Annotated in this window: 29 protein-coding genes and 2 pseudogenes; 13 read left to right on the top strand and 18 right to left on the bottom strand. The window is 36.5% G+C overall.

Annotated features, from left to right (window positions below; all coding sequences use genetic code 11):
• Nucleotides 1-245 precede the first annotated feature (245 nt).
• From MOC86_RS03575 to MOC86_RS03555, 5 genes are all read left to right on the top strand, one after another.
• Complete coding sequence (locus MOC86_RS03575) at nucleotides 246-1,550, top strand: hemolysin family protein (RefSeq protein ID WP_268582748.1); 1,305 nt, start codon at nucleotides 246-248, stop codon at nucleotides 1,548-1,550.
• A 23-nt stretch (nucleotides 1,551-1,573) separates the two neighbouring features.
• Complete coding sequence (locus MOC86_RS03570; protein ID WP_268582747.1) at nucleotides 1,574-1,831, top strand: DUF2651 family protein; 258 nt, start codon at nucleotides 1,574-1,576, stop codon at nucleotides 1,829-1,831.
• A 127-nt stretch (nucleotides 1,832-1,958) separates the two neighbouring features.
• Entirely contained in the window at nucleotides 1,959-2,438 is a 480-nt protein-coding gene (locus MOC86_RS03565) for a helix-turn-helix transcriptional regulator (protein WP_268582746.1), read from the top strand.
• A 97-nt stretch (nucleotides 2,439-2,535) separates the two neighbouring features.
• Nucleotides 2,536-3,291: a DUF4397 domain-containing protein gene (locus MOC86_RS03560; RefSeq protein WP_268582745.1), complete on the top strand. Its 756-nt coding sequence runs from the start codon at nucleotides 2,536-2,538 to the stop codon at nucleotides 3,289-3,291.
• Nucleotides 3,258-3,815, top strand: coding sequence for a class F sortase (locus tag MOC86_RS03555; protein WP_268582744.1), 558 nt, complete (start codon nucleotides 3,258-3,260; stop codon nucleotides 3,813-3,815). The genes MOC86_RS03560 and MOC86_RS03555 overlap by 34 nt, the downstream gene beginning before the upstream one ends.
• Before the next feature lie 138 nt (nucleotides 3,816-3,953).
• Here MOC86_RS03555 and yidC read toward each other — a convergent pair whose 3' ends face one another.
• The 4 genes from yidC to MOC86_RS03535 all read right to left on the bottom strand — a co-directional run bounded on the left by yidC (nucleotide 3,954) and on the right by MOC86_RS03535 (nucleotide 6,387).
• Nucleotides 3,954-4,715 (bottom strand): membrane protein insertase YidC, encoded by a 762-nt coding sequence (gene yidC / locus MOC86_RS03550; protein ID WP_268582743.1) that lies wholly within the window; start codon nucleotides 4,713-4,715, stop codon nucleotides 3,954-3,956.
• An 11-nt stretch (nucleotides 4,716-4,726) separates the two neighbouring features.
• Nucleotides 4,727-5,020: a hypothetical protein gene (locus tag MOC86_RS03545; RefSeq protein ID WP_019393230.1), complete on the bottom strand. Its 294-nt coding sequence runs from the start codon at nucleotides 5,018-5,020 to the stop codon at nucleotides 4,727-4,729.
• 165 nt (nucleotides 5,021-5,185) lie between these two features.
• Nucleotides 5,186-5,677 (bottom strand): PTS sugar transporter subunit IIA, encoded by a 492-nt coding sequence (locus tag MOC86_RS03540; RefSeq protein ID WP_268582742.1) that lies wholly within the window; start codon nucleotides 5,675-5,677, stop codon nucleotides 5,186-5,188.
• Nucleotides 5,678-5,811: 134 nt separating this feature from the next.
• On the bottom strand, nucleotides 5,812-6,387 hold the full coding sequence (locus tag MOC86_RS03535; protein WP_268582741.1) for a hypothetical protein: 576 nt from the start codon (nucleotides 6,385-6,387) through the stop codon (nucleotides 5,812-5,814).
• Nucleotides 6,388-6,715: 328 nt separating this feature from the next.
• Between MOC86_RS03535 and MOC86_RS03530 the strand changes: the two genes are divergently transcribed.
• Nucleotides 6,716-7,891, top strand: coding sequence for an FtsW/RodA/SpoVE family cell cycle protein (locus MOC86_RS03530; protein ID WP_268582740.1), 1,176 nt, complete (start codon nucleotides 6,716-6,718; stop codon nucleotides 7,889-7,891).
• Between the two features lie 213 nt (nucleotides 7,892-8,104).
• Here MOC86_RS03530 and MOC86_RS03525 read toward each other — a convergent pair whose 3' ends face one another.
• Nucleotides 8,105-9,406, bottom strand: coding sequence for a hemolysin family protein (locus MOC86_RS03525; RefSeq protein ID WP_268582739.1), 1,302 nt, complete (start codon nucleotides 9,404-9,406; stop codon nucleotides 8,105-8,107).
• Between the two features lie 136 nt (nucleotides 9,407-9,542).
• Here MOC86_RS03525 and MOC86_RS03520 point away from each other — a divergent pair, with 136 nt between their 5' ends.
• Nucleotides 9,543-9,710: a twin-arginine translocase TatA/TatE family subunit gene (locus MOC86_RS03520; RefSeq protein ID WP_019393225.1), complete on the top strand. Its 168-nt coding sequence runs from the start codon at nucleotides 9,543-9,545 to the stop codon at nucleotides 9,708-9,710.
• 158 nt (nucleotides 9,711-9,868) lie between these two features.
• On the opposite strand, the gene deoD is transcribed toward MOC86_RS03520, so the two are convergent.
• A complete protein-coding gene (gene deoD / locus MOC86_RS03515) occupies nucleotides 9,869-10,573 on the bottom strand; it encodes a purine-nucleoside phosphorylase (protein ID WP_268582738.1) in 705 nt (234 codons plus the stop codon).
• A 181-nt stretch (nucleotides 10,574-10,754) separates the two neighbouring features.
• On the opposite strand from deoD, the gene MOC86_RS03510 reads away from it, so the two are divergent.
• Nucleotides 10,755-10,883, top strand: a complete 129-nt coding sequence (locus tag MOC86_RS03510; RefSeq protein ID WP_268582737.1) for a hypothetical protein — start codon at nucleotides 10,755-10,757, stop codon at nucleotides 10,881-10,883.
• 24 nt (nucleotides 10,884-10,907) lie between these two features.
• Here the strand turns inward: MOC86_RS03510 and MOC86_RS03505 are convergent, their stop codons facing one another.
• The 4 genes from MOC86_RS03505 to MOC86_RS03490 all read right to left on the bottom strand — a co-directional run bounded on the left by MOC86_RS03505 (nucleotide 10,908) and on the right by MOC86_RS03490 (nucleotide 13,545).
• On the bottom strand, nucleotides 10,908-11,216 hold the full coding sequence (locus MOC86_RS03505; RefSeq protein WP_268582872.1) for a YodL domain-containing protein: 309 nt from the start codon (nucleotides 11,214-11,216) through the stop codon (nucleotides 10,908-10,910).
• 190 nt (nucleotides 11,217-11,406) lie between these two features.
• The gene (locus tag MOC86_RS03500) at nucleotides 11,407-11,823 is read right to left on the bottom strand and encodes a hypothetical protein (protein ID WP_268582736.1); all 417 of its coding nucleotides are present in this window, start codon (nucleotides 11,821-11,823) and stop codon (nucleotides 11,407-11,409) included.
• Nucleotides 11,824-11,859: 36 nt separating this feature from the next.
• Nucleotides 11,860-12,501 carry a phosphatase PAP2 family protein gene (locus tag MOC86_RS03495; protein WP_268582734.1) on the bottom strand — a complete coding sequence of 214 codons (642 nt, stop codon included), beginning with the start codon at nucleotides 12,499-12,501 and terminating at the stop codon, nucleotides 11,860-11,862.
• A 246-nt stretch (nucleotides 12,502-12,747) separates the two neighbouring features.
• A complete protein-coding gene (locus MOC86_RS03490; RefSeq protein WP_268582733.1) occupies nucleotides 12,748-13,545 on the bottom strand; it encodes a serine/threonine protein kinase in 798 nt (265 codons plus the stop codon).
• Between the two features lie 168 nt (nucleotides 13,546-13,713).
• Here MOC86_RS03490 and MOC86_RS03485 point away from each other — a divergent pair, with 168 nt between their 5' ends.
• Nucleotides 13,714-14,787 carry a DUF2515 family protein gene (locus MOC86_RS03485; RefSeq protein ID WP_268582732.1) on the top strand — a complete coding sequence of 358 codons (1,074 nt, stop codon included), beginning with the start codon at nucleotides 13,714-13,716 and terminating at the stop codon, nucleotides 14,785-14,787.
• A gap of 36 nt (nucleotides 14,788-14,823) precedes the next feature.
• Here the strand turns inward: MOC86_RS03485 and MOC86_RS03480 are convergent, their stop codons facing one another.
• Nucleotides 14,824-14,997 carry a YozD family protein gene (locus tag MOC86_RS03480; protein WP_019393216.1) on the bottom strand — a complete coding sequence of 58 codons (174 nt, stop codon included), beginning with the start codon at nucleotides 14,995-14,997 and terminating at the stop codon, nucleotides 14,824-14,826.
• A 144-nt stretch (nucleotides 14,998-15,141) separates the two neighbouring features.
• On the opposite strand from MOC86_RS03480, the gene MOC86_RS03475 reads away from it, so the two are divergent.
• A complete protein-coding gene (locus tag MOC86_RS03475; RefSeq protein WP_019393215.1) occupies nucleotides 15,142-15,312 on the top strand; it encodes a hypothetical protein in 171 nt (56 codons plus the stop codon).
• Here the strand turns inward: MOC86_RS03475 and MOC86_RS03470 are convergent.
• Nucleotides 15,307-15,975: a hypothetical protein gene (locus tag MOC86_RS03470; RefSeq protein ID WP_019393214.1), complete on the bottom strand. Its 669-nt coding sequence runs from the start codon at nucleotides 15,973-15,975 to the stop codon at nucleotides 15,307-15,309. The two genes, MOC86_RS03475 and MOC86_RS03470, sit on opposite strands and share 6 nt — an antisense overlap.
• 153 nt (nucleotides 15,976-16,128) lie before the next feature.
• Nucleotides 16,129-16,344, bottom strand: coding sequence for a YozE family protein (locus MOC86_RS03465; RefSeq protein WP_019393213.1), 216 nt, complete (start codon nucleotides 16,342-16,344; stop codon nucleotides 16,129-16,131).
• A gap of 364 nt (nucleotides 16,345-16,708) precedes the next feature.
• On the opposite strand from MOC86_RS03465, the gene MOC86_RS03460 reads away from it, so the two are divergent.
• Together MOC86_RS03460 and MOC86_RS03455 are read left to right on the top strand one after the other, a co-directional pair.
• Nucleotides 16,709-17,740 (top strand): acyltransferase family protein, encoded by a 1,032-nt coding sequence (locus tag MOC86_RS03460; protein ID WP_268582731.1) that lies wholly within the window; start codon nucleotides 16,709-16,711, stop codon nucleotides 17,738-17,740.
• Nucleotides 17,741-17,854: 114 nt separating this feature from the next.
• Nucleotides 17,855-18,691: an aminotransferase class IV gene (locus tag MOC86_RS03455; RefSeq protein WP_268582729.1), complete on the top strand. Its 837-nt coding sequence runs from the start codon at nucleotides 17,855-17,857 to the stop codon at nucleotides 18,689-18,691.
• A gap of 38 nt (nucleotides 18,692-18,729) precedes the next feature.
• Here the strand turns inward: MOC86_RS03455 and MOC86_RS03450 are convergent, their stop codons facing one another.
• Nucleotides 18,730-19,002 carry a YokU family protein gene (locus MOC86_RS03450; protein WP_268582728.1) on the bottom strand — a complete coding sequence of 91 codons (273 nt, stop codon included), beginning with the start codon at nucleotides 19,000-19,002 and terminating at the stop codon, nucleotides 18,730-18,732.
• A pseudogene (locus MOC86_RS03445) lies at nucleotides 19,002-19,424 on the bottom strand (lysine 2,3-aminomutase); the annotation flags it as partial. The pseudogene MOC86_RS03445 and the gene MOC86_RS03450, both read right to left, overlap by 1 nt.
• Nucleotides 19,425-19,470: 46 nt before the next feature.
• Between MOC86_RS03445 and MOC86_RS03440 the strand changes: the two are divergent.
• The gene (locus MOC86_RS03440; RefSeq protein ID WP_268582727.1) at nucleotides 19,471-21,027 is read left to right on the top strand and encodes a recombinase family protein; all 1,557 of its coding nucleotides are present in this window, start codon (nucleotides 19,471-19,473) and stop codon (nucleotides 21,025-21,027) included.
• A 209-nt stretch (nucleotides 21,028-21,236) separates the two neighbouring features.
• On the opposite strand, the pseudogene ablA reads toward MOC86_RS03440, so the two are convergent.
• The 3 genes and pseudogenes from ablA to MOC86_RS03425 all read right to left on the bottom strand — a co-directional run.
• A pseudogene (gene ablA / locus MOC86_RS03435) lies at nucleotides 21,237-22,241 on the bottom strand (lysine 2,3-aminomutase); the annotation flags it as partial.
• Between the two features lie 43 nt (nucleotides 22,242-22,284).
• The gene (gene ablB, locus MOC86_RS03430) at nucleotides 22,285-23,151 is read right to left on the bottom strand and encodes a putative beta-lysine N-acetyltransferase (RefSeq protein WP_243513391.1); all 867 of its coding nucleotides are present in this window, start codon (nucleotides 23,149-23,151) and stop codon (nucleotides 22,285-22,287) included.
• 14 nt (nucleotides 23,152-23,165) lie between these two features.
• Complete coding sequence (locus tag MOC86_RS03425; RefSeq protein WP_268582726.1) at nucleotides 23,166-24,434, bottom strand: peptidase; 1,269 nt, start codon at nucleotides 24,432-24,434, stop codon at nucleotides 23,166-23,168.
• Between the last annotated feature and the right edge of the window lies 1 nt (nucleotide 24,435).

The raw sequence follows: 24,435 nt of genomic DNA, 5'->3' as shown, positions 1-24,435 counted from the left end.
CCTCCTTTGTTTTGGGTATTTCTATAAACATTAACATAAATCATGTGAGATTATCAATAGTTTTGTTACGCTATTTTACAAAATTAACATCAAAATAGTTCGTAAAAAAGTGCCCTTTTTTTCACAGTATTGCATTTTGTACGCTTGTCCCTCCCTTCTCCTTCTGTTAGTAGAAACACGTTTGTTGGACAAACTAAGGAGAAATATTTTGGAAAGGAGATGACCTTGGCTTTTCAAGGACTATGATGATTTTTCTTAACCTGTTTATTATCGTTATTTTAATTGCACTAACAGCTATGTTCGTTTCAACAGAGTTTGCAATTGTAAAGATTAGACACTCTAAAATTAAGCAGATGGTAGAAGATAATATAAAAGGAGCCGAAGCTGCTGAGCAAGTTGTTTCACATCTTGATGAGTATCTCTCTGCTTGTCAACTTGGTATTACAGTGACAGCTCTTGGAATCGGATGGATTGGAGAATCAACAATAGAGTCTATTTTACATCCCCTTTTTGTTTTTCTACATCTTGAGCCATATGTTCCAAGAGCATTTTCGATTGTTTTAGCTTTCCTAATCGTCACATTTCTTCATGTTGTGATTGGAGAACTTGCGCCTAAAACGTTCGCCATCCAAAAAGCAGAAAAAATCACCGTCATGTTTTCTCCTTTCCTTATCTGGTTTTATAAAATTACGTATCCGTTTATATGGCTTTTAAATCATTCTGCTCGCATGATTACGAAAACATTTGGACTTCCCTCTGTTAGCGAGCATGAAATGGCTCATTCTGAAGAAGAGCTTCGTTTGCTTTTATCCGAAAGTTACGAACGTGGCGAAATTAATCAATCAGAATTTCGCTATGTTGATCGCATTTTTGAATTTGATGACAGAGTTGCTCATGAAATTATGATTCCTCGTACAGAAATGGTTGCTGTTAACAAAAATATGACGCTGAAAGAATTCTCACAATATACAGATCAACAACCTTACACACGATATCCTGTTATTGAAGGGGATAAAGATCATGTAATTGGATTAATTAATGTAAAAGAAGCGTTAAAAAGCTATGTTCGCGAAGACTCTGCTAACTCAAGAACCATCGAGGAGCTCATTAAACCAATCATCACTGTTTTAGATTCTATCCCTGTTCGTGATCTTCTCTTAAAAATGCAGAAGGAACGAATTCATATGGCCATTTTGTTTGATGAATACGGAGGAACGCAAGGACTTGTTACAGTAGAAGATATTTTAGAAGAAATTGTAGGAGAAATACGAGACGAGTTTGATGTAAACGAAATCCCCTATATTCAAACGCTTTCACAAACTCACTATATTTTAGATGGAAAAGTGCTCATTGAAGAAGTTAATCATTTGCTTGGTATCTCTATTGAGGAGGATGAAGTGGACACAATTGGCGGCTATTTGCTTCTCCAGCAAATTGGAGATGGGTCAAACCTGTATGCGGATGTGGAAGGCTACCGATTCACCCCCAAAAACATGATTGGAAATCAAATTAAATCTGTTGAAGTAAATAAGATTCCCGCTGAACACTAATTATCGAAAGAAGGTGAAGGAATGTGGAAATATTTTATATTACTCCAGAACAGCAGCTTTTTATTACCCTACCGCTTTTAGCTGTTATTGCAGGTTTTCTTTATGAAGTTTTGTTTCGCAACATTTTTATAGGTCCTTTCTTTTCCTTTTGGTTTCCACTTTTGCTCTACTGGAGCATTCCTTCCTTTCAACATTCGCTGAATTGGATATTATACAGTATAGGATATGCGTTCATTTCTTTACTTTCTTCTTATATAACTAAAAAGTGGCTTAACCTCTAAAAATCGCATTCCCGTAACAAAGAGGTTTCTTTCTTTATACATTTCCTTACATTTTGGTTACAACGCTTGTATTTTGCTTTCTATACGATATGATACGAACGAATAGCTTTTTCGTACGGAGGGAACTATGGATAAACAATACTTCACAGAACTCATATCAAATCAGATTCGTTATGTACGTTTAGAACAAAAGTTTACTCAAGAAAGAATGGCTTATTTACTTGGCATTTCAAAAAAAACACTTTCTCAAATTGAGAAGGAAAAAAAAACAGCAAACTGGGCTGTTATTGTAACCCTTTGCGCTCTTTTTGAAGAAAGTACAGCATTGAAAAAAGCTATTGGAGACAATCCTGTTGATACAGTTCAATTTATTGCTTTAGAAGACTCCGATCCTCCGAAAGATAAACGACTTGGCGGCGGTATTTGGTGGCGCGAATTAAAATCAAGCGGCCCATTTCGCTTACAGCAAAACATTATTAGTAAACACTATCGCATTTTAGATTTTCATAATTATCGTTATTCAAGCTCTTTTTCAAAGAAAGAAATGATGAGTAGAATGAACGAATTACTTAAACAGTGCCCACTGCAGCCTATTTTAAAAAAATAGGCTATTATTTTTGCCTTTTTCTCCTTTCCCCTTCTGCATATATTTCAGCAACCGAGCCATTATAAGAATAACCTATTATAATGAAGGAGATAAAAAGATGAGAAAGCTTTGGCTTGTTTTATTTAGCGCTATAATTATGCTTCCTTCTTTAGCACATGCTGAAGAAAAAGAAACGCTAGTCCGTATTGTGAACGCTTCAAGCAACAATGAATCTGTTGACATCTACATTGACCATAAGCCAGCTGTGGAAGGGGCTCTTTTTAAAAACGCAACAGATTATATGACTTTAGAAGAAGGAGCTCATACAATAGAGGTCTATCGTTCTGGTGAAAAGGAAACACCACTCATCGTAGGTGATGTAGAAACAGAAGGAAATCAAGCATATACTGTGATTGCATTCGAAAAAGAAAAAAAAATGAGCTTAAAACTTCTTAATGATGAAACTTCAGCCCCGAAAGGAAAAGCAAATGTACGAGTTTTAAACCTTGCTCCTGTTTCTAAAGATCTTGAAGCAAGTATTAAAGATGGAAAAAAACTTTTTGATAATCTTGCTTTTAATGATGTTTCTTCTTATGAAGAAATTAAGGCGGAATCAAAACTTCACATTAAAGATAATAATAAAAAGGTAACGTCAATGTCGCAAACACTTCAGTCAGGATCTGCTTATACAGTATTGGCGGTAAACTCGCGAAATCAAGTTGAGACCGTTCTCCTTCAGGATAACGCCATTTTGTCACCATCTCTTGTTCCGAAAACTGGAATGGGTGGAATGAGTTCTTCCCATACCCTTTCATATGCTGCTCTTGTTATTTTAGGAGGATGCGTATTTTTCCTCCGTCGCCGTCACCAATGAAGCACTTCTTTTTAGGCAGTATTTTTCTAGTTTTCCTGTTTTTTAATTCACCTTATACTCTTGCTGCTCATCATGATCAGCCTGTTCTGCTTCTTATTCCAACGGCAAACATTGTAGCCCCTATTGAAGCACATGGACTTTCACAAAACGGGGAGCTTATTTTACCCGAAAACAGCAGTAGCGTAACGTGGTTTCAAAATAGTTCTTCCCCAGGAGAACGAGGGAATGCTGTTATTGCAGGACATGTTGACAGTAAAAAAGGACGGGCTATTTTTTATTCACTTCCTAAACTGCGAAAAGGCGACACGTTTTTTATCCAAAAGAAAAGTGGAAAAACGATGTCTTTCACAGTGACAAAAACAGCAGTATATGAACGAAATCAGTTTCCCGTGAACAAAGTTTTTGGTTCTTCTTCAAAAAGAACCGTCCATTTAGTTACATGTACAGGGCTGTTTAATAAAGCAGAAGGAACACATGCAGACCGTCTTCTTGTGACTGCAACATTAAATCCTTTTTCACATTAAAAAAAGCGTTCTTTTACAAACGCTTTTGGTCACGCTCTTACGCCCAAAGGTTACGCGAGCCTGCTTAATTTTAGTATAAGTTATGAAATGGTTTTCAGAACAAGTATAAAAAGCGCGGAGAAAATCTCCGCGCTTCTTTTATGCGTTATTCTTTTTTTCAGCATCTTTTGCTTTTAAAAGCGACATACGTTTCTTAAGGTAAAGACCTTGGAATGTTCCAAAGACGTTTCCGATTATCCAATAAAGAGCTAACGCAGATGGTAAACTTAAACCAGCGATTAAAACAAAAACTGGCATAATGTACATCATAATTTTCATTTGTGGTAAGACTTCATCAGTTGTCATCCCTGCTTTAACTTGTAAGAACGTTGTACAAGCAGCAACAATCGGGAAGATAAAGTATGGATCTGGAGTTCCTAAACTTACCCATAGGAACGAATGATCAGCAATTTCTTGTGTTCTTGCGATAGCATAATAGAAAGCCATAATAATCGGCATCTGGATAAAGATTGGTAAACATCCACCAATCGGATTGATGCTATGTTTCTGATAAAGCTGCATCATTTCTTGCTGTAATTTCTGTTGTGATTGAGCATCTTTTGACGGATACTTTTCACGAAGTTTTTCCATTTCAGGACGAAGCGCTTGCATTGCCATTGTACTACGTTGTTGTCTAATGATAAGCGGCAATAGAATAAGACGAATTAAAATGGTAACTAAAATAATTGACAGTCCATACTCGTTTCCTAACCAGTGAGCAACATGTGTTAATAATTGAGACATTGGATACACAAAGTACTCATTCCAAATCCCTGTACTATCTGCAGTAATAGGTTCTTTAATACTACAGCCAGCTAAAAGAAAAAGGGCCGGGATAAATAAGGCTAACTTTTTTTTCATAATCCTTCCTCCTAAAAAAATCGTGGTTGAAATACGACGTTCATTGCAGAAGAGAAAGGATCTTCTTCATCTATGTTAGCTGGCTCTTTTACGGGCTTTTTCACTTGCAAGTAGGAAAAATAGTGTAAAGGTCTACATACTCTCCCTTTTTCAAATAAATGTTTCCCTGTTACTAACTGCTTGTCTATTCTTTGGGCACGAACATAAAAGTAAGATCTTTTATTGCATGCTAAATAATAGGAAACCGCTAGTAGAAACAAACTTGCATATGAAACGCACAGCAATAATTCAATTGAAAAGTCCATATAACAACTCTCTTTCGCGTTTCTACTTAATTCCTTCCCTAGTATACCATTTTCACTTGTAATATAAAACTGTTCATTTAAGATTATAGGGAAAAATGCCAAATTCTCCTCTATACAAAAAAAAGCTCTCCCATCCCTTTAGTGGAAGAACGCTTTGAATGTCCATTATTTCATTGTTACTGTCATACAAACGGTTTCTCCTTTTATAACAGAATCCGTAGCTACCAAAGAGATTTTTTCCGAATCAGCACTGTTTGTGACAACAACAGGCGTTACTGTACTTTTAGCCTTCTCTCTTACTTTTTCTAAGTCAACAGTTAATAGCTTGTCCCCCTTTTTAACTTTTGAGCCTTCTTTTACATGAGCAGTGAATCCATCTCCTTCCATAGCTACTGTTTCAAGCCCAACGTGAATAATAATCTCTGCTCCGTTTTCTGTTTTTAATCCTATGGCATGTTTTGTATGAAAAAGCTGGACAATCTCACCGTCTATTGGAGCGACAACTTCTCCATTTGTTGGTTCAATTGCAAACCCTTCTCCCATCATTTTTTGCGAAAAAACAGGGTCTGGAACGTTTTCAAGGCTAAAAATGTGGCCAGTAAGAGGGGCGGTAATATTCTCTTCTCTCGTTTTCTTTCCAAACAATTTTTTGAACACGTCTCTCTCTCCCTTACATTTTTTAATAGTTTAATTTTTTTAATCTTTTGCTTATTTAATCATTTTTTCTTTCGCTCTGCAAAAAATAAGGCTCTATAAGAAAAAGTGCAGAAACCTTTCTGCACTTTTTGCAACTATTTTCGTTTCGAACCGTTCATACTTGTAGAGTTATTTTTTATATTAAAGAAAGAATGGAAAATCTCGTACGTGTAGAAGATGATGAGAAGGACAACCCCAGCTACAAATGGACTTTGAAGCCAGTTTTTTATGAGCGCACCTTCTTCAAGAGGTATATTCTTAAATAGAAGATAAAGAGCGAACGTTGCTAATAAAACAGACAAAAGGAGCTGTAATTCAAATAAATCACCTGCATCTCTTCGCTCAAACGAAAGATATATCCCTAGAAGAGAAAGAGAGCTTATGCAAGCTGTGAGTATACCGAGGAGAACCATTCTTATGCCTGATACTCTACCAATAACAAAGGCTGTTAAAACTCCTATGAAAAAACAAAGAACAAGTGCATTATAAAGAGACAAAGGTAAATGGAAGCAGCAGAGGTAGATGGCGGAAAAGGTAGCTGAAATAGTGGTGAAAAAAGTAATAAGCGCCACTGTCGTCTTTTTTTCTTTTAGTGATGTTTGATAACGATAAAGGTAGAAAAGCGTCCAAGTAAAGCACCATAGTAAGAAAAGCAGAATAAAAAACAGCATATTTTTCCTCCTTCAAATCTATTTATATTCGCACTTCATCATTCAAATATTTAGTAAGGTAACTCTATCTTACATATATGCGTACTTTGCTAGATTTAGTCCTTTCTTCTCTACCTTCTATGTTAATTGAACTATTTTTTTAAAGATGGTGGAAAATACTTTGCACATTTCACAAAGAATCGCTAAGATTAAGAAGGACTAGAACCCTCTTTTTTCCTTTTATAAGTGTTAGAAGAGAGCTGATGAAAAGAGAAGTTTAGCTTTATGTTTCAAAGGAATTACGATATAATATTTTTCTACAAAACAATGAAATTGCTAGGTGAAGAGAATGGGAAATAATCGATCTAATGTGCCTCGTTTTGATGTTAATATAGCATTTTTGCTATTTTTATTTTTTTGTGTTAGCTGTATCGGCATCTACAGCGCTCAATCTTCAGGACAGTACAACGAAAACTTTTTAGTAAAACAAATTATATGGTATGTTGTTTCAGTAAGTATGGCCGTTGGTATTATGTTTTTAGACAGTGACCAAATCCAAAAACTTTCTTGGTATGCTTATGCATTTGGTATATTTTTGCTTCTGATTTTATTTATAGCACCTAATACCCAACTGACTCCTGTTATTAACGGAGCACAAAGTTGGTTTAGATTCCCTGGGATAGGTTCTATTCAGCCCTCGGAGTTTGTGAAAGTTTTTCTCGTGATTGCATTAAGTAATGTCATCACAAAACATAACGAAAAGTATCGTATCCGCGGTTTTCGCGAAGACTTTATTCTTCTTTTGAAAATGGGCCTAACGCTTGCTCTTCCACTTGGACTTGTATTGAAGCAACCTGACCTTGGAACAAGCCTTGTACTTCTTGCTATCTTTGTTGGGCTTGTGTTTGTGTCAGGTATTTCATGGAAACTTATCGTTCCTGCTTTTTCTGTTTTAGCTGTTTTTGGGGGAACAGTATTGTCTCTTGTTATGTACGCTCCTGAATTTCTTGAAAAGTATCTAGGAGTCGATCCTTACCAGCTTACACGTATTTACTCATGGCTTGATCCGCGTACTTACAGTGGAGAAGGCGCTTATCACCTCTTGCAGTCGTTAATGGCAATTGGTTCAGGAATGGTTGAAGGAAAAGGAATTAGCGGAGAAGGCGTCTATATTCCTGAAGGTCATACAGACTTTATCTTTGCTATTATCGCCGAAGACTTTGGCTTTATTGGAGGAAGCGTCGTAATTAGTCTTTTCTTTGTACTTATCTACTATCTCATTAAATTAGGTCTTGAAACAAAGGAAGCTTTTAACTCCTACCTTTGTGTTGGTGTAATTTCAATGGTTACGTTTCACGTTTTCCAAAACATCGGTATGACAATTCAAGTTCTTCCGATTACAGGTATCCCTCTTCCGTTTATTTCATATGGAGGAAGCTCCCTTATGGGGAATATGCTTGCGATGGGTCTTATGCTTGGTGTTTCGTATCATCACAAACGCTATATGTTTAGTTCAAACGGGTAGTAGAGCAATTAAAAATTGCTCTACTTTTTTTATTTACAAAATTATATAAAAGTGGTATATTTATTTTACAGAAAGCGTTTTCAATATGATTTCTTCCTGAAGCATTGTTGCTGAACGCTTTTGCTCAAAGGCCTTGCCATTAGCCTTTTATCCTTTTTTCATTATACAAACGATTAGCCCCTAGAACCGCGTTCTAGGGGTGCTTTTTTTTCGTTAAGCAACATGTTTCACTTCGACTTTTTGAATGCTTTTACCGTTCATCTCTTTTACCGTAAAGAACACATGATCATCATATGAAACAGTATCTCCTTCTTTCACATCGTAATTTTGCATAAGAAGCCAGCCGCTAATTGTATCAACTTCATCATCTTCGAGTGAAAGATCTAAAAGCTCATTCACTTTTGCAATAAGTACTTTTCCATCAAGTAAAACTGTAGAATCATCCACTTTTTCAATGTATGGTAATTCATGGATATCAAATTCATCACGAATCTCTCCTACGATTTCTTCTACAATATCTTCAAGTGTAACAATGCCAGACGTTCCTCCATATTCATCAAACAAAACAGCTAAATGCGCATTCTCTTTTTGCATTTGCAGGAGCAAATCATGAATGGCTACTGAATCAATGACTTGAATAACAGGACGAACGTAACGACTGAGATTCACATTTGGGCTCTTTTTCTTCATCAAAATGTCGTTATATAAATCTTTGACATTAACCATTCCAACGATTTGATCTTTGTCATCGCCATGTACAACAGGATAACGAGTAAATTTATGCTGCTTAATTTCCTGTAAGTTCTCTTGTAGTGATTTTTCAAGCTGCAGCACAAACATCTCTGTTCGGGGCACCATAATTTCACGTGCTAATCGATTATCAAATTCAAACACATTTTGCACGTATTGCAGTTCCGAAGAGTTGATCTCTCCACCTCGATAGCTCTCAGCTATTAGAAGGCGAATCTCTTCTTCACTATGAACCATTTCATTCTCTCCAACGGCTTTAAAGCCAAACATACGAGCTAATACTCGCGCTGATGTATTTAAGAACCAAATAAATGGATAAAAAATGCGATAAAACCAAATAAGTGGGGTCGCTGTAAACATCACAATCTTTTCAGCTTTATAAATCGCAAATGTTTTTGGTGCAAGCTCCCCTGTTACAACATGTAAAAAGGTAACAAGAGCAAAGGAAACGACAAAAGAAATGGTTGATGAAAGAGAAGCAGCTAAACCTATTTTTTCAAAAAGCGGTAGGAGTAAACGATGTATTGTCGGCTCTCCTAACCATCCAAGCCCAAGAGACGTTAGCGTAATCCCAAGCTGACAAACAGATAAATATTCATCAAGGTGAGTGACTAGCTTTTTCGCAGCAATCGCTTGCTTGTTTCCTTCTTTTATGCGCTGATCTAATTGTGAAGCTCGAACTTTTACAATGGCAAACTCAGAAGCAACAAAAAAGCCCGAACATATTAAAAGCAAAATTAATGAAACTAATTTAATGGCAATCAATTTCGTCGTACACGTTAAAATGTACGAACTACACCTCCTTAAAAATTTTAGTAAATTTCTTCCACTCTTTCCTTTACAAGCTTTTCCGTGTATGATAAATGCACGTGATACATCTTTATTAAGGTGGGTGAACAAAATGGCAATTGGTCCTGGTGAATGGTTCATTATTATTGTTGTTGCTCTCCTTATTTTTGGTCCTAAAAAACTTCCAGAGCTTGGCCGAGCCGCTGGTACAACTCTTCGTGAGTTCAAAAAAGCGCTCTCTGGTGAAAGCTCTTCAGACACCGAAGAGAAACTGAAGTAAAAAAGTCCCTTTAAGGGACTTTTTTAGCTTTAAAGTCTTGTTCCATGAATATCGTTACCCTTTTCATAAAGTTGCTAACCTTTTTAAAAAAGCTTTATCATAAAGATATAAAAGAAAGGGAAAAAGCTGCTGCCCACCCGGACAAAGCAGCCTCTTTCTTATTGCTGTATCGCTGTTTCAAGCGCTACTTCAATCATTTCGTTAAATGTTGTTTGTCTTTCTTCTGCTGTTGTTTCTTCTCCTGTTAACACATGATCACTAACCGTTAAAATAGATAGCGCATTTCGGTCAAACTTTGCAGCAATCGTGTAAAGAGCTGTTGTCTCCATTTCAATCGCTAACATACCATAGCGAGCCCATTTTTCCCAATCTGCATTTTCATTGTAGAACTGATCTGCCGTAAAGACGCTACCAACGCGAAGACTCAACCCTTTTTCTGTGCCAACATCGTACGCTTTTTTCAGCAAATCAAAATTAGCTGTTGGAGCATAATCAATGCCACCAAACGTCATACGATTCATTTGTGAGTCTGTTGAAGATGTCATAGCTAAAATAACGTCACGAACGTTTACATCTTTCTTTAAAGCACCACACGTACCAACGCGGATAAGATTTTTCACATCATAAGATTGAATTAGTTCTGTTGCATAAATAGAAATAGACGGAACACCCATACCTGTTCCTTGCACAGAGATGCGCTTTCCTTTATATGTACCTGTATATCCAAGCATGCCGCGCACTTCGTTATAGCATGTTACATCTTCTAGAAATGTCTCAGCAATGTATTTGGCACGAAGCGGATCTCCTGGAAGTAAAATCGTTTCTGCAATTTGTTCTTTTTCTGCTCCAATATGTACACTCATTCAATTGTCCTCCTAATAGAAATAGCTTCTCTTTACTATACCATATAAAAAGCTGAACTTGTAATTCCCAAGGTCCCTCCTCCTTCTTAGTGAAAAATGGATGGCTATTTTTTGTTGAAATGCTCATCCTATGAAAGAACCTACCGTTCACATTAAAAACGAAAGTAAGGAGCTGATGGAAGTGGGAAAAAAGCAACGTAACCGCATTAATAGCCCAAAGAAAAATAACCATGTAACAGTTGATAAAGAGGTTCATGAAAAAGAACACAGCGCTATAAAACGAAAAAATGGCCCTGGGAATCATCTATAAAAAAAGAGCCTGTAATGGCTCTTTTTATACGTGAGAATGAAGCTGGACAGGCTTCCATCCTCCTGAAAGAAGCTTATAATAATATTTCCCTTTTGTTCCTTCATCAATTAAAATAATATCTCGCGTTCCAACATAGCGAGCGTGAAAATCCTTTGGCAAACGATCTGATACATTAAAATTTCGAAATACTTGGCTAATAACATCCGAATGACTGTGCCCTTTTAAAGACATCTTATATACTTGGCGATAGCCGTTTCGGTCCCCAGGATTCGGCGTTTGCATAATGGTAATTTCATATTTCAATGGTCTTTTGACAAGTCGTTTGAAAGTCATTAACACGCTAATTCCCCCCTGCTTTTTCTTCTTTACATTATTAGCTAAGAGGAGAACGATTTCCTTTCTCTAAAAAAAACTAATTTTGTCGAACTTTTACATATTTAGGAAATGCGATTGCGCGGTTCTTTTTGAGCATGGATTTGTGACCGTATGTCTTGATCTTTCATTTTTAAAGTAGCATGAGAAATCAAGTCATATTGAGTTGCAGAAAGTGAAACGAAAAACACGGTATCAGCGGATAGCATGTTACAGATAAATCCGCTGTTACCGCAAATTCTCCAGCTTCATTTAGCTCATAAGTTTGGGGACCACATAAAACATATGGACGCCTGCTTGGCACAAACTTAATATCCTCTAAAAAGGTTAATGCTCTCTCCTTTACTGCATACCCAAAAGAAGAGGTTAAAATTTTAATCATCTCACCGTGTGCTTCTCCGTGTAAAAACGGAATTTTTTCAAACATATATTGAATTTGTCGATATGGAACCATCGACTTTAGCTTTTCATAGTATTCTTTTACTTCTAAAAGAGGAGACTCTTGTAACAATTTAGAGGCGCTTTTTAAAAATAAAGTTTGTAAAGACAAGTAAGCTCTCTGTTCCATTAGATGTATAATCCTCCCTTTGCCTAAATCAACTCATCATTCATGGGCTCGCTTTTCTTCCGCTGAATCTGTTAATCGTTGATGAATTTTGATTAACAAAATTAATACAACTCCTCCAGCGAGAAATCCAGCTGTTACATCTGTAAAATAGTGAACGCCCAAATAAATGCGACTAAAACCAATTAAGCCAATGAGTAGGCTAAACAAAACAACCACAACAACTTGTTTTGCTTTGCGAGAAACAAAGTATGTTATTAATACATAAGCTACAAACCCAAAGAAAACAAACGAATTCATTGAATGACCGCTTGGAAAGCTAAAATGTGTAGCTGGGACAAGCTGGTCTTGTGGACGTGTTCTTGCAAAAAACTCCTTTAGCATAAAGTTTAAAGTGCGTGGCACAATAAAAGAAAGAATGGCAAACAAAGCAAGAACTTTGTCACCTTTATATAAGCTATATCCAAACAAGATAAGCGTAAAGAACATAACAAATTTCCACGATCCTAAATTTGTAATAAATAAGAAAACAGTTGTAGCTGCATCGCTTTGAAATGAAGAGGAGACTAAAGCAACCTCTTTATCAATTCCTACGATAAAAGATGTTTCATACGTAAATCCAATTATTAAAAAAAGTAAAATCATTAAACATAACCATACAGTTAAACGAAACTTCCCCATTATTTTCATCCTTTATTAAAGAAGACAAAGCTCCCTCTGTCTTCTTCTGACATGTTATTTTTTAGGTTTTAAGTAATGTTCACTTTTGGGAGATTGGTTGATATATGGAAGAAATTCGTGTGAAAACTCCATTTTCTCTTTCTCATTCGTGTTCCTTTTTTTCTTCTCCTCATAACGATTACGCAATGAAATTGCCTCCTTTCACACATTAATGTGTGTTAAGGTGGAGAACATTATCCGCGCTAATCACTTTTTCAGGTGCTTTTGAATATCATTTTGTAATGCTTCAATGTTTTGATAACAAGGATCTGTACCAAACATTTTACGTATAATAGCTTTCACGTTATCGTGAATGGAAAGCTCTTCTTCCCAAGACTTTTCTTTTTCACTAGGTGTGTATGTAGAGTAAAGCAAGAAGAGCAAGAAATGTGCAAGCATATATAAATCATCTTGAATTTCTTCTTGCTTCTTACGCTCTTCTACCCTCCTAGCTAATCCAAAATCGATAATTGAAATAGATTTTTCTCGTAAAATGATGTTTGGAATACGCAAATCGTTGTGAACAATGCCTTTTTTATGAAGGATCTGAACCAAGCCTGTAACATCAAGCAGAGCCTTTAACGCTTCCTGCTCAGAAAATTTTCTGTCTTCTTCAAAAATCAAGTCTTCAAATGTTTTACCGTGAATGTAATCCATCACAATGCAATAGTGGTTATTCCAAATGAAGGCATTACGAAGAGTGGGAAATTCCGTATTTGTTAAAGAGGCTAAAATATCGGCTTCCGTTAAAAACGAGTTCTTTCCTTTTTTTGTTCCTTTTCGGGAAGGACGCAGCTGTTTTAACACATAGTGATGTTCTTTATTTCGTAAATCTTGGACAATATACGTAATGCCGAAGCCTCCAAATCCTAAGACTTCCTTGACAACGTAGCGGTTTATAATAATCGTATTCAGTTTAATTGGATGATCACACAGCAATCGTTTTATATGTTTTAACATGTAATTACCGCTTTTTGATTTTTGGCTTTTTGTTTTCTTCTCCAATTCATGATTCCCGTCCTCTGCTTTTATAGTGAAATTCATCTACTTGAATAACGTTTTATCAGCTTTAAGAGTTTCACAATACGAGAGAACATACACCTTAATTATGTTCCCCTTTAGATTATTTTCAAACCTATTATACATAGAAATATGAAAAGGAAGTGGTTTTCGTTGTTCACAAAATTATGGTCTTCCTTCAAAAAAGAAAATAACGACTCTTTTCCAATTTCAATGGCTTTGTGCGTATCGTTATTAAAATCGAAGTTAAAGGAACCGCAATCTTCATCTCTTCTTTCGACAAAAGAAGAAGCCATTATTAAAGATATTCGCTCAATCACAAGACGTGCAAATATTAATAATATAACAAGGACAAATGCTTACCTCGACTTTTTTAAGAAGCACCCTTCTATTCATTGGGCACTTCTTGCGCACTTTGTTTCCCGCAATGGAGGGTATCATATGACAGATTTAGAAGGAAGGTTAATTCCGCATCTTTTAAAACAAAAAAACCGGAAAGCTTTCTTCTTATTTTTAGAACGAGCCAATGCTCTTATTTTTCATGATGCCTTTCCACAGCTTCTTCTTTTTAAAGAAAGTACAATCTGTCAAAAACCTCTTTTTCATCTTCTCCCTTTTTTTAACGTTTCTTGTTTTATGGAAAAAGTATGGAACGTTTTTTGGAAATATCCTAACAGTGAATTTCTTACTACAGCTCTTATTATTAATGAGCAACATCATCTTGAACAGAAGCTTGTGACCACAAAAGTCGTACAGCAGAACGTACTTAGAACATGGCCTTTTTTACTTCAGCAATCTTTAGGATTAACAGAAGTCTTACTACCGTCATCTTCCCGTTTGTTCAGCATTACTGTAAATGACTTCTCATCTCTTACAGAACGTATTAAAGTAGGGAAAATGTTGTATAGTATCCTGTACGATAGAGTTTTATTTGATGACTTCTTTCTCTTCGCAGCATCTACGATTCATAGAGGATCACGTGAAGACTATGCCCAGCACTTATTTTCCATTGTAGAAATGCAAAAAACAAAGCTGTATAGTCCTCCTCTTAAAACAGCTTGGCCTAATGTTGTTCATCCTTCTCTTCCTCATCAAGACTGGTATAAAAATGATTATGTTTTAGCTTTGTTTGCAAGTGAGAAATGTGTCATTCCTAAAGATATAACGGCAAGCTATTCTCGTAAAATTAAAGCGCTAAACTCGCTTTCTCATACGCTCTCTTCATAAAAAAGAGCACAGAACAAAGCTCTGCGCTCTCTTTTTCTATTCTTCTTCCTCTTCTTCATCAATGATGCTTTTCACAATAAGATAGTCAAACATAATGTCCGCAAGCTCTTCTAGCTCTTGGGATGAAGGGACAAACCCTCGGCGTATTAACTCCTCATAGAAAAAATCAGCCATTTCTTCCGTGTCAATCACAACTTCGATTTCTTTCACAGAATCCCTCCTTTGTAAAACGTATGAAATATAGAAGCTATGTATGTACAAAAAGCATAAACAGAACTCTTTTTTCTTTTTTAGTTCTACTAACTCTAGTTTATCCATAAAGTAGAGTAACTAGTAAAAAGGAGCGTGTTTATCATGAAAAATTCTTTTGCACAAAAAGAAATCCAAGCAAAAAGCAATACAACTTCTTCGTTGGAAGAAAGAATTGATGAGTGCTTGGAAAAGGGTCTTCATATTTTACTTTACGCCGGAGCGCTACCTGTGACGCTCTGGATCATCCTACAGTTTTTCACTAGCTTTCTATGAAATTTTACGTAAATGTTTCAATACTAACTCCATCACTTCTTTATATTCTTCATCTTTGAACCACTCATATAAAAAGGAATAATCATTATAGACATCTAATAGACCATCGATAATTTTTAAACGTTCTGCCATAAGACGCTCCTTGTTTTCTCCTACTTCATTCGGCTTTTTCATCGCTGGTAACAACTCCGTCTTATTAATTTCTTTTCCAGAATAAAGAATACCAACATTTTGAATGTAACGTTCTGCATACTCATACGGAGCAACAAGATGAAGTTCTTCTTCTCCTGCTTCAAGCCACTCTCCGTCTTTTACACGAGATAGTTCGTAAATAATATCTTCCCAGCTGTCTTCTTGATAGCGCCAAATTTCAGTGCGAATCCCAATAATTTTAAACAAATCTTCACCATAATTATGGACTTGCACAACATCACCAAAAAAATATTTGTACTCTAGGTCGATTCTTTCTTGAATAATGATTTGTCCATCATACTCTTCAAGGGATTCAATCGCATCTTCTAGAAACAAGCCTTCGCTATGATTAACCTCATATACATGCATCCCGTCCATCAATTTGATGTCGGTAATGGTGCCAACTGTTCCATAGATGGTAATGACAACAGTATCTCCAATGCTAAATTTCGGTTCTTTTCCATTAGCCATCTTCTTGCACCTCCTTAACACCTCAGCAACAATTACGAAAAGTTAAGATAGTATATGCAAAAAGAGAAAAAGCGCAATAGGAAGATGAAAGAAAGATGCATTTAACCTAAAAAACTTTCACATAGAAAAGCCGAGGGAGAACTCCCTCGGCTTTTAACGCTCTTCTTCGTAAAGCTCCCATGCTAGATCAAACGTTGACATTCCGTCAAAATAGTCACCGTTAAGTTCTAAGTAAGAGCTAATTTCGTTATAATCTGTTGAATCTTTAGGAAAACTATGGTCTTCATACATATGACGTGCAAGCTTACCAAGTGGATCAGAAGCTTTATTATGACGATGCTTCATCATGTAGTGGTAAAAAGATTTCATTGTGATTCTCCTTCTTTACGATAATTTCTATTATGAAGCAGCAAGGGAGTGAATTCTCGCAGTAGCGATACTTGAGCTTTTAAGCTTATAATCATACTCTTTTATTTTCAAGATTGCTGTTTGTATTTCAAAAAGTTGGGTAAATTGATGGATAAGGATATAGACTACCCTTCTGTCTACTCCCACTGCAAAGTGTGGGAAACTATGTGAAATCGTAACATAAAATTAATGTTTGTTAAAGAAGGATTACAAATCATTGAAGAAACGTTAACAGCGGACAAATATTCACACTTACGCGATAAGATAAGAATACACTATTTCTTAAATGAAAGTTAACTAATTTTATCAAACGTTGGAGGTACCTATGAGTACAGGTCAAACAAATAAACGAACAGCGTATTTTGATAACGCCAAGTTTGTGCTTATTTTCCTCGTTGTGTTTGGTCATACGATATCTCCTTACCGAACTGAAACGAGCGAACTTCTATCTGTCTATCACTTTATTTTTATCTTTCATATGCCGGTATTTATTTTACTTGCCGGATATTTTTCAAAGAATTTTCATAAAAAAGGATACTATAAAAAAACTTTTACAAAAGTCCTTCTGCCGTATTTAATATTTCAAACGGTATATACTTTTTTCTATAATTTCATCTATGACGTTGATACGTATAGCGTAGACTATTACCTTGTTCCTAGATGGGCAATGTGGTTTTTACTGAGCTTAGTATTCTGGAAACTTATGCTTCCTTACTTCGCAAAGCTCAAACCATCGATTGGAATGATCGTTTCGATTTTACTCGGTTTACTCGTTGGGCTCTTTAACTTTTATGATGGAATTGAAGATTTCTTAAGCATTAGCCGTATGCTTGTTTTCTTCCCATTTTTCCTTCTTGGTTATTATTTATCACAACGAGAAAATCCGTTTGGTTTGCTAGTAACTCCTGTCGGACGGGTATTATCAGTCGTTATTTTACTTTGCACGCTTATTGGATCGTATTATTTCTTAAACGATACGCAATATACGGAAATGCTTTATGGTACAAAAATGTATGATAGCTTTTCAGATTTCTACATTCGAATTGCTCACTACGTTATTGCCTTCATTGTATCATTTGCATTTATGGCCCTTATTCCAAGCAAACGCTCCATTTTCACAGGAATTGGGCAGCGCTCCCTTTACGTTTATTTACTACACGGCTTCTTCCTAAAATGGTTTTTCACAACAGATTATGCTCAGACGATGCAAACGGTCAGTGATTTTGCATTTCTAACGCTTCTGTCCATTGCCATTACGCTATTAACAGGAAGCAAACTTGTAGATATTGTGCTTAGTAAAATAAAAGGAATGAAACGCTTGTTTCGACCAAAAAACGTTACGGCGTCTTCTAAATAAAAAAAGCTTCTTCCAAATTGGAAGAAGCTTTTTTCTATGGAAAAGAAGGTTTTTTCTCTATATGAGAGAATTGTTCTTTTAAAGGACTATCTCAAAACGTAAGGAGAATTAAACATGGAAATTGCTTACTATCAAAACAAATTTATAGACGTAGACTCCCCAGCTCTTCCTATTGATGAACGAGGACATCAGTTCGGAGATGGAGTGTATGAGTATGTTCGAGTATATGACGGGACTCCGCTTTTTTTAGATGAGCATCTTGATCGCTTAGAAAAAAGTGCAGCTGAAATTAAGCTGACCCTTCCGTATCGAAGAGATGAGATAACAGGAATTATTTATGAAGGAATTAAACGTTCTTCCTTAAAGGAGGCAGCGGTCTATTTCCAAGTCACACGGGGGATTGCTCCTCGTAACCATTCGTTTCCAAATGTTAAAGCTGTATTTTCTATGACTGTAAAGGAAGCTACGATTTTTACAGATGAAGCTCGCGACAAAGGTATTTCTGTCATGCTAAAGCAGGACGAACGATGGGCCAACTGCTTTATTAAATCACTGAACTTGCTTCCGAATGTGCTTTCAAAACAAGAAGCAATTGAAAAAGGATATGATGAAGCGATTTTTGTACATGAAGATTTCGTGCGTGAAGGTACAAGTTGCAATGTCTTTATGGTAAAAGACGGCACTCTTTATACTCCTCCTGCAACAAGACATATTTTACACGGCATTACAAGAAAAGCTGTGCTAGACTGCGCGCGCGAATATAATATTCCCGTTCGGGAGCAAGCCATTAATACAACATTTTTCAAAAACTGTGATGAAGCATTTATTACAAGCACATCCATTGAAATTATGCCTATTTATTCGATTGAAGATCAAATACTGCAGAAAGAGCGCCCTGTAACAAAAAGACTTTATTCTGCTTATCAGAGTTTTTATAAACAAGAAGTATAGAAAGAAAGCCTTTCATATTGAAAGGCTTTCTCTTCTCCCTAAAAGTTAAAGTAGTTGCGCTTGAGCAAGCGAGGTTGTTTCATTAAGTGATGAAATGAAATAGAGTCGTCAATTTTGTTCGTATCAATCAGTAAAAGTTGATCTTCAATATTTGCAATAATCTCTTCTTCTTGATACTCCATTAAACAGTTTTCGCATTTCACACAAGGAGTCTCTGTAATTTCAATGCTTCTCGTGCCATCAGGAAGTTCCCAATACACTGTATTTTTTTCGATTTTTGCTCCTTCTGCTTCACACCATAAACAGTTCATCATCCTCTGCTCCCTTCCTGTTTGTCACGTTCACTCTCTTTCCGGCGCTCTGCTTCATATTTCTTTTCTTTTAATTCATCACGCTTTTCTCGTTTATTTTTCAATGTTTCATGTGTTGGATTACTTTCGTACGTTTGGCGTCTGTTATATCTTTTTAATCCTTCTGGCACAAGGTTGAACTGTTCATCATTCATTAAACTGGAGATACCTGTTGTTGTCTTTTGCTCTTTCATATATGGATAAACTTCTTCAAAATAAGCATCTGCTGTTCCTTCTGTATAACTTTCAGGCTCTGGATATGTTGTAATAACACCTTCAAAGTTTCTGAGCACAACTTTTTTAGCGCTTTGAGAAATAATATAATTTGGCTGAACAGAAATCTTTCCGCCTCCTCCTGGAGCATCCACAACAAAGGTAGGTACGAACATTTTTATTGATCCTATCATAGAAAGGAGCCTCCTCTTAAAAATGACTATTCGTCATGTTGCTATTTATTTGCGCATTTCAAGGGATAAAAAAGAGGGAATTGATACTCTTTCTAATCATCGAGACATTTTAATTGACTTTTGTCGCTCTTCTCAGTGGACATATGAACGTTATGAGGAAATTGTGAGCGGAGGTGGTTCAGAGCTTGAGAACCGACCAGAGCTTTACCGCCTTCTTAATGATATTGACTTGTTTGATGGAATTTTAGTTTTTGAGTTGTCCCGCTTAAGCCGGAATGGCCTTGTTTCTCAACAAATTAAACAAGTTTGTATTGATTACGATAAAAAAATCATCACCCCTTATCAGATTTATGATTTAGCAAATAATCACAATGATCGTCTTCTCTATGACTTCGGATCTGTGATTGCTTCACAAGAACATGCGCTAATTGGAAAAAGATCGAAAACAAATAAAAAAATTATGGCAAAGTCAGGTCTTCACATTAGCGGCAGTGTACCTTTTGGGTACATTCGTAATCCTCATACTAAAAAGCTTGAAATTCAACAAGAGCAAGCAGAAATTGTAAAGCTTATTTTTCAGCTTCATGCGAAAGGCTATGGCAGCTTTTCTATTCGTAATATTTTAAATGAACGAGGATATAGAACAGCTAAAGGAGGCTACTTTGAGCTTCCAACAATTAAGCGAATCATAAGAAATCCTGCTTATAAAGGAACAAACGTCTTCAATGACCGCAGAAAGGTAAAAGAAAAGGATAGGTTTATATACAAAATCGTAGAAACGATTCAAGTACCGAACGCATGGGATCCTATTATTCCTCCTGAAGAATGGGAAAAAGCAAATGAAGATCGAAAAAAAAGAGCCGAGCATGCCGAAACAACACGGGAAAAAGCGGCAAATAAAACAGGCGTCACTCTATTGAAAGATCTTTTATACTGCGGCGTATGCGGCAAAAAAATGACCATTCGAAAAGATAAAAGTTCACAATATATGTTAAAACGCTGTGAATATTTGCTTCCAAGTGGGGAGAAATGTCCAAACAGAGGGGTTATGTTGAAGTATGTAGAAGAAGATGTTGTCGAACATATTAAGCAATATAAAGATGAGATTATTTCCATCTTATATTCATTAAAGCTTGACGAGTGGAGCGGAACAGAAAAAGACTATAACAACCATCTTGAGCAGATTGAAAAAGAGATACGCCGCATTCGAATGGAAGAAGAAAACTTATTAAATCTTGCCATAAAGGGCCTTTTTTCAGAAGAACAAATCTTAACAAAACGACAGGAGCTTTTGAACACGCTTCATACGTTTACAGCTCAAAAAGAAGCAATTATAGATGAGTTAACAAATTTAAAAAAGCTCGATACAAAAGAAAGACTGCAAACAGCTGTTGAAGGGATTCATGAACTAGAAATTGTGTTAGAAAACGATATGAGTGAGGAAGCAAATAGAAGTATGAAAAGGATCATTCATAAGATTTATTATAAGAGAGTCCTACCAGAAGATCTTTTAAAAAAATCAACGCGGAATAAAGAACGCAAGCTTTATCCGTTCACACTTAATATTCATTATAAGTAACTCTTTTACAAATAGAGACAACCCTTCTTTGCATATGGTGAATAAGGGGGGACTCATTATGAAACATGCTGAACAAAGACCTTCTTCAGTTGTGACAAGCAATGAGCCAGACCTTGAAAATATGGCTCTTGTTCTTTTTGAGCTATTTGTAGAACATGGGATTGCTTCTTAGAAGCAATCTCTTTTTTTATACATATTATTGGAGCCTCGGTAGGTACGGCATACCCTGATGTGTGACCACGCAACCCTTCCATAATTTCTAATCCTTTTGAGATAGGTGCTCTGAAATGACTAATTCCTTCTGATAGGTCACATTGATAAATATAATATGGGCGAACCCGGATCTTCACTAAGTCATGCATAAGCTTTTTCATAATTTCAACGCTGTCATTAATTCCTGTTAAAATAACCGCCTGATTGCCAACAGGAACTCCTGCATCTGCCAACATCTCACATGCTTTTTTGGATTCTTCTGTAATTTCAATAGATGTGTTGAAATGCGTATTCAACCATACAGGGTGATACTTTTTTAAAATGGTACATAAGTTTTCTGTAATGCGCTGAGGAAATACAACAGGTGCTCGTGTGCCGATCCGAATAATTTCAACGTGTGGAATATCTCGTAAACTTTTTAAAACATACTCTAAAATTCTATCATTAATTAAAAGACCATCCCCACCTGAAATTAAAACATCTCGTACAGCTGGTGTATTCGCAATATAGCTAATCGCTGCATCAAGCTGTTTTTTAGGAACGCCCATGCCAATTTGCCCTGAAAAACGTCGTCTCGTACAGTAGCGACAGTACATAGAACACTGATTTGTAACAAGAAATAAAACGCGATCAGGATAGCGATGTGTAAGTCCTGGAACAGGAGAATCTTCATCTTCATGAAGCGGATCTTCTAAATCATAACGTGTTTTATAAATTTCCTTTCCGACCGGAACAGACTGCATTCGAACAGGACAGCGCGGGTCTTTTTCATTCATAAGCCAAGCATAGTATGGCGTAATATTTAGAGGAATTGTTTTCGTTGAAATCCGAACTCCTTCTTTTTCTTCCTCTGTTAAATCCACCACTTTCTCTAGCTGTTCAAGCGTGCGAATCGTATTGGTTAGCTGCCATACCCAGTCGTTCCATTGCTCTTCTGTTACATCCTTCCATAACTCAATATCTTTCCAATGTCGCTTTGGTTTATAGAGTGATGATTTCACATTATCAACCTCCTTATTCCATTATATGTGAGAGGGTTCCTACCTAGAAGACAATCTCTTTGTCAGAATTCTTCACCCACACATTCATATTTTCAAGCGTTTTATAAATATAACAATTGTTAACAAGTCGACCATAATAGCGATACTGAAGCTGATGAAATGCTACATTCATCCCAAATGACTGAGCTCGTGCAATTGTATACAAACAAAAGATTTGAGATTTTGTGAGCTCTTGCTCGAGCGATAGAAGCAATCTTTTCATCAGTCCTGCCTTTCTATGAGAAGGAAGTGTTGCACAATCTGTAAGCTCTGCGTTGTGATACATGATATTGACATCTGCTGATGCTGCGCTCACAATCTCTCCCTTATGCTCAGCAACATACCATAAGTAATCTTTTTTTAGAAGTGATGAAATATATGCTCGATCATGAAGAGGTGTTGGATAAACTGAAAAAACTTCTTGATAAAGCTTTGAAAGGTTTTCGCTATCCGCATCTGTTCCTTTTCTAATGTTATAAAGAGACGACTCAACTGCTTCGTCTCCCTTTTCGATAGACTGAACGGCTCTTAACGTTTGAGACTCTTTTACATATTGTTCACTATAGCGACGTTGATCTTCTTCATAGCGAACCATAAAAAAAGCATCATCTCCGTTAAAATAAGAAGGAATCAATGCTTCACACTCATAACCATTTGATAAAAGAGACAGAAACTGAGCCTGTCGTGCTTTAACAATTGTTTTATGAAGATGATGCTTACGCGTTAGAAACTGAACTTTCTCAATAAGTAAAGGAGTTGAGCCTCTATAGTCTTCAACGCGAATACGTTCATTAAATAAATCAATAATAACCTCAGCCCATAGCGCATCTTCTTTAATTTCTATTTCCTCATAGTACCCGTTTTCTTTCATCTCCTCACTCCCTTTTATTCTTTCACCCCACACCAATCTAGCATTGTTAATGCAATAATTTCTGCTGCTTGAAACACCGATTCAATTTCAATATATTCATTTGGAAAATGGGCTACTTCTGTCACGCCAGGACCAAAAATGATAGCTGGAGTTTTAGCACAGTTTGTTAAGAGTCCCCCATCTGTTCCCCATGGGGAAGCTTCAACAGTTGGCTCCTGTTTACATGTCAAAGAATATGCATCAGTCAGACACTTTATAAGTGGATGCGTTTCTTCTACTTCACTTGGAAGCCAGTGCGCTCCAAACCAAGAAACCTCTGCTGGATGGAGAGCGAACCATTCATCTTCCTCACTGAGCGTTAAAAGCGATGTTTCGACCATTTTTTTTGCATCATGGATGCTTTCATGCGGTCCAATACCAAGTCTCCCTTCTAAAACTACTTCATCTGGTACAGAAGAAGGCCAAGAACCTCCGCTCATCTTTCCAACATTAATGGGAATCGGAATTGGCACATTTTTATAAAGAGGACTTGTAATTTCTTCGTTTCGTACTTTCTCAAGCATGTTTAAATGGTGCAGTACCTTTTGAGCTTTTTCAATTGCACTTACCCCCTCATAGCGTGTTCCACCATGTGCCGATCTTCCTTTCACTTTGATGCGAAACCAGGCTGATCCTTGCTGGCTAGGAAAAATTTTCATGTTGGTTGGTTCAGGAATCAAAGCTCCGTCTGCTTTGTATCCTCTTAAAATGCAAGCAAGTGTCCCAGCCCCTCCGCTTTCTTCTTCAATCACACTTTGAAAGATAACGTCTCCTTTTAAGGAAACCTTTAACTCCTTCATCACTTTAAGAGCTAAAAGCATTGAGACGTTTCCCCCTTTCATGTCTGTTGCACCGCGCCCGTACACCTTCCCATCTTTTACAACTGCTTCATAAGGATCAGAATCCCACCACGCTATATCTCCTTCTGGCACAACATCAATATGACCGTTCAATATTAGCGAACGCCCTCCCCCACTTCCACGTAAAAGCCCCACAACATTTGGACTTCCTTTAAACGTTTCTCTTGTCGAAACAAAGGCAGGATGTGCTCTTAGTTCATTAATATCTGGTTCCCAGACGTCAATTTGTAGACCAAGTGAACGTAAATATTCAATGACAATAGCTTGAACGCTTTCTTCATGGTTTTGAACACTTCTTTCATTTACTAACCTTTTTAATAGATTGATTCCTTCGCTTTTATATGTTGTTAACATTTCATGTACTTTCTCTTTGTATTCCTTCATC

The organism is Priestia endophytica, assembly GCF_026790145.1.
Classification (GTDB): Bacteria; Bacillota; Bacilli; order Bacillales; family Bacillaceae_H; genus Bacillus_I; species Bacillus_I endophytica_A.
The sequence above is the reverse complement of the archived record's forward strand: the minus strand, read 5'-3'. Positions and strand labels throughout refer to the sequence as shown.

What these genes read in the sequence shown, in the direction of transcription:
- MOC86_RS03505 (WP_268582872.1), bottom strand. Translation starts at nt 11,216, where the DNA reads ATGACTTTCAAACGACTTGTCAAAAGACCATTGAAATATGAAATTACC.
- MOC86_RS03465 (WP_019393213.1), bottom strand. Translation starts at nt 16,344, where the DNA reads ATGAAATCTTTTTACCACTACATGATGAAGCATCGTCATAATAAAGCT.
- ablB (WP_243513391.1), bottom strand. Translation starts at nt 23,151, where the DNA reads ATGAAAGAAAACGGGTACTATGAGGAAATAGAAATTAAAGAAGATGCG.
- MOC86_RS03495 (WP_268582734.1), bottom strand. Translation starts at nt 12,501, where the DNA reads ATGGGGAAGTTTCGTTTAACTGTATGGTTATGTTTAATGATTTTACTT.
- MOC86_RS03455 (WP_268582729.1), top strand. Translation starts at nt 17,855, where the DNA reads ATGGAAATTGCTTACTATCAAAACAAATTTATAGACGTAGACTCCCCA.
- yidC (WP_268582743.1), bottom strand. Translation starts at nt 4,715, where the DNA reads ATGAAAAAAAAGTTAGCCTTATTTATCCCGGCCCTTTTTCTTTTAGCT.
- MOC86_RS03530 (WP_268582740.1), top strand. Translation starts at nt 6,716, where the DNA reads ATGGGAAATAATCGATCTAATGTGCCTCGTTTTGATGTTAATATAGCA.
- MOC86_RS03500 (WP_268582736.1), bottom strand. Translation starts at nt 11,823, where the DNA reads ATGGAACAGAGAGCTTACTTGTCTTTACAAACTTTATTTTTAAAAAGC.
- MOC86_RS03565 (WP_268582746.1), top strand. Translation starts at nt 1,959, where the DNA reads ATGGATAAACAATACTTCACAGAACTCATATCAAATCAGATTCGTTAT.
- MOC86_RS03460 (WP_268582731.1), top strand. Translation starts at nt 16,709, where the DNA reads ATGAGTACAGGTCAAACAAATAAACGAACAGCGTATTTTGATAACGCC.
- MOC86_RS03555 (WP_268582744.1), top strand. Translation starts at nt 3,258, where the DNA reads ATGCGTATTTTTCCTCCGTCGCCGTCACCAATGAAGCACTTCTTTTTA.
- MOC86_RS03545 (WP_019393230.1), bottom strand. Translation starts at nt 5,020, where the DNA reads ATGGACTTTTCAATTGAATTATTGCTGTGCGTTTCATATGCAAGTTTG.
- MOC86_RS03575 (WP_268582748.1), top strand. Translation starts at nt 246, where the DNA reads ATGATTTTTCTTAACCTGTTTATTATCGTTATTTTAATTGCACTAACA.
- MOC86_RS03475 (WP_019393215.1), top strand. Translation starts at nt 15,142, where the DNA reads ATGAAAAATTCTTTTGCACAAAAAGAAATCCAAGCAAAAAGCAATACA.
- deoD (WP_268582738.1), bottom strand. Translation starts at nt 10,573, where the DNA reads ATGAGTGTACATATTGGAGCAGAAAAAGAACAAATTGCAGAAACGATT.
- MOC86_RS03470 (WP_019393214.1), bottom strand. Translation starts at nt 15,975, where the DNA reads ATGGCTAATGGAAAAGAACCGAAATTTAGCATTGGAGATACTGTTGTC.
- MOC86_RS03425 (WP_268582726.1), bottom strand. Translation starts at nt 24,434, where the DNA reads ATGAAGGAATACAAAGAGAAAGTACATGAAATGTTAACAACATATAAA.
- MOC86_RS03560 (WP_268582745.1), top strand. Translation starts at nt 2,536, where the DNA reads ATGAGAAAGCTTTGGCTTGTTTTATTTAGCGCTATAATTATGCTTCCT.
- MOC86_RS03450 (WP_268582728.1), bottom strand. Translation starts at nt 19,002, where the DNA reads ATGAACTGTTTATGGTGTGAAGCAGAAGGAGCAAAAATCGAAAAAAAT.
- MOC86_RS03520 (WP_019393225.1), top strand. Translation starts at nt 9,543, where the DNA reads ATGGCAATTGGTCCTGGTGAATGGTTCATTATTATTGTTGTTGCTCTC.
- MOC86_RS03440 (WP_268582727.1), top strand. Translation starts at nt 19,471, where the DNA reads ATGACTATTCGTCATGTTGCTATTTATTTGCGCATTTCAAGGGATAAA.
- MOC86_RS03535 (WP_268582741.1), bottom strand. Translation starts at nt 6,387, where the DNA reads ATGCTGTTTTTTATTCTGCTTTTCTTACTATGGTGCTTTACTTGGACG.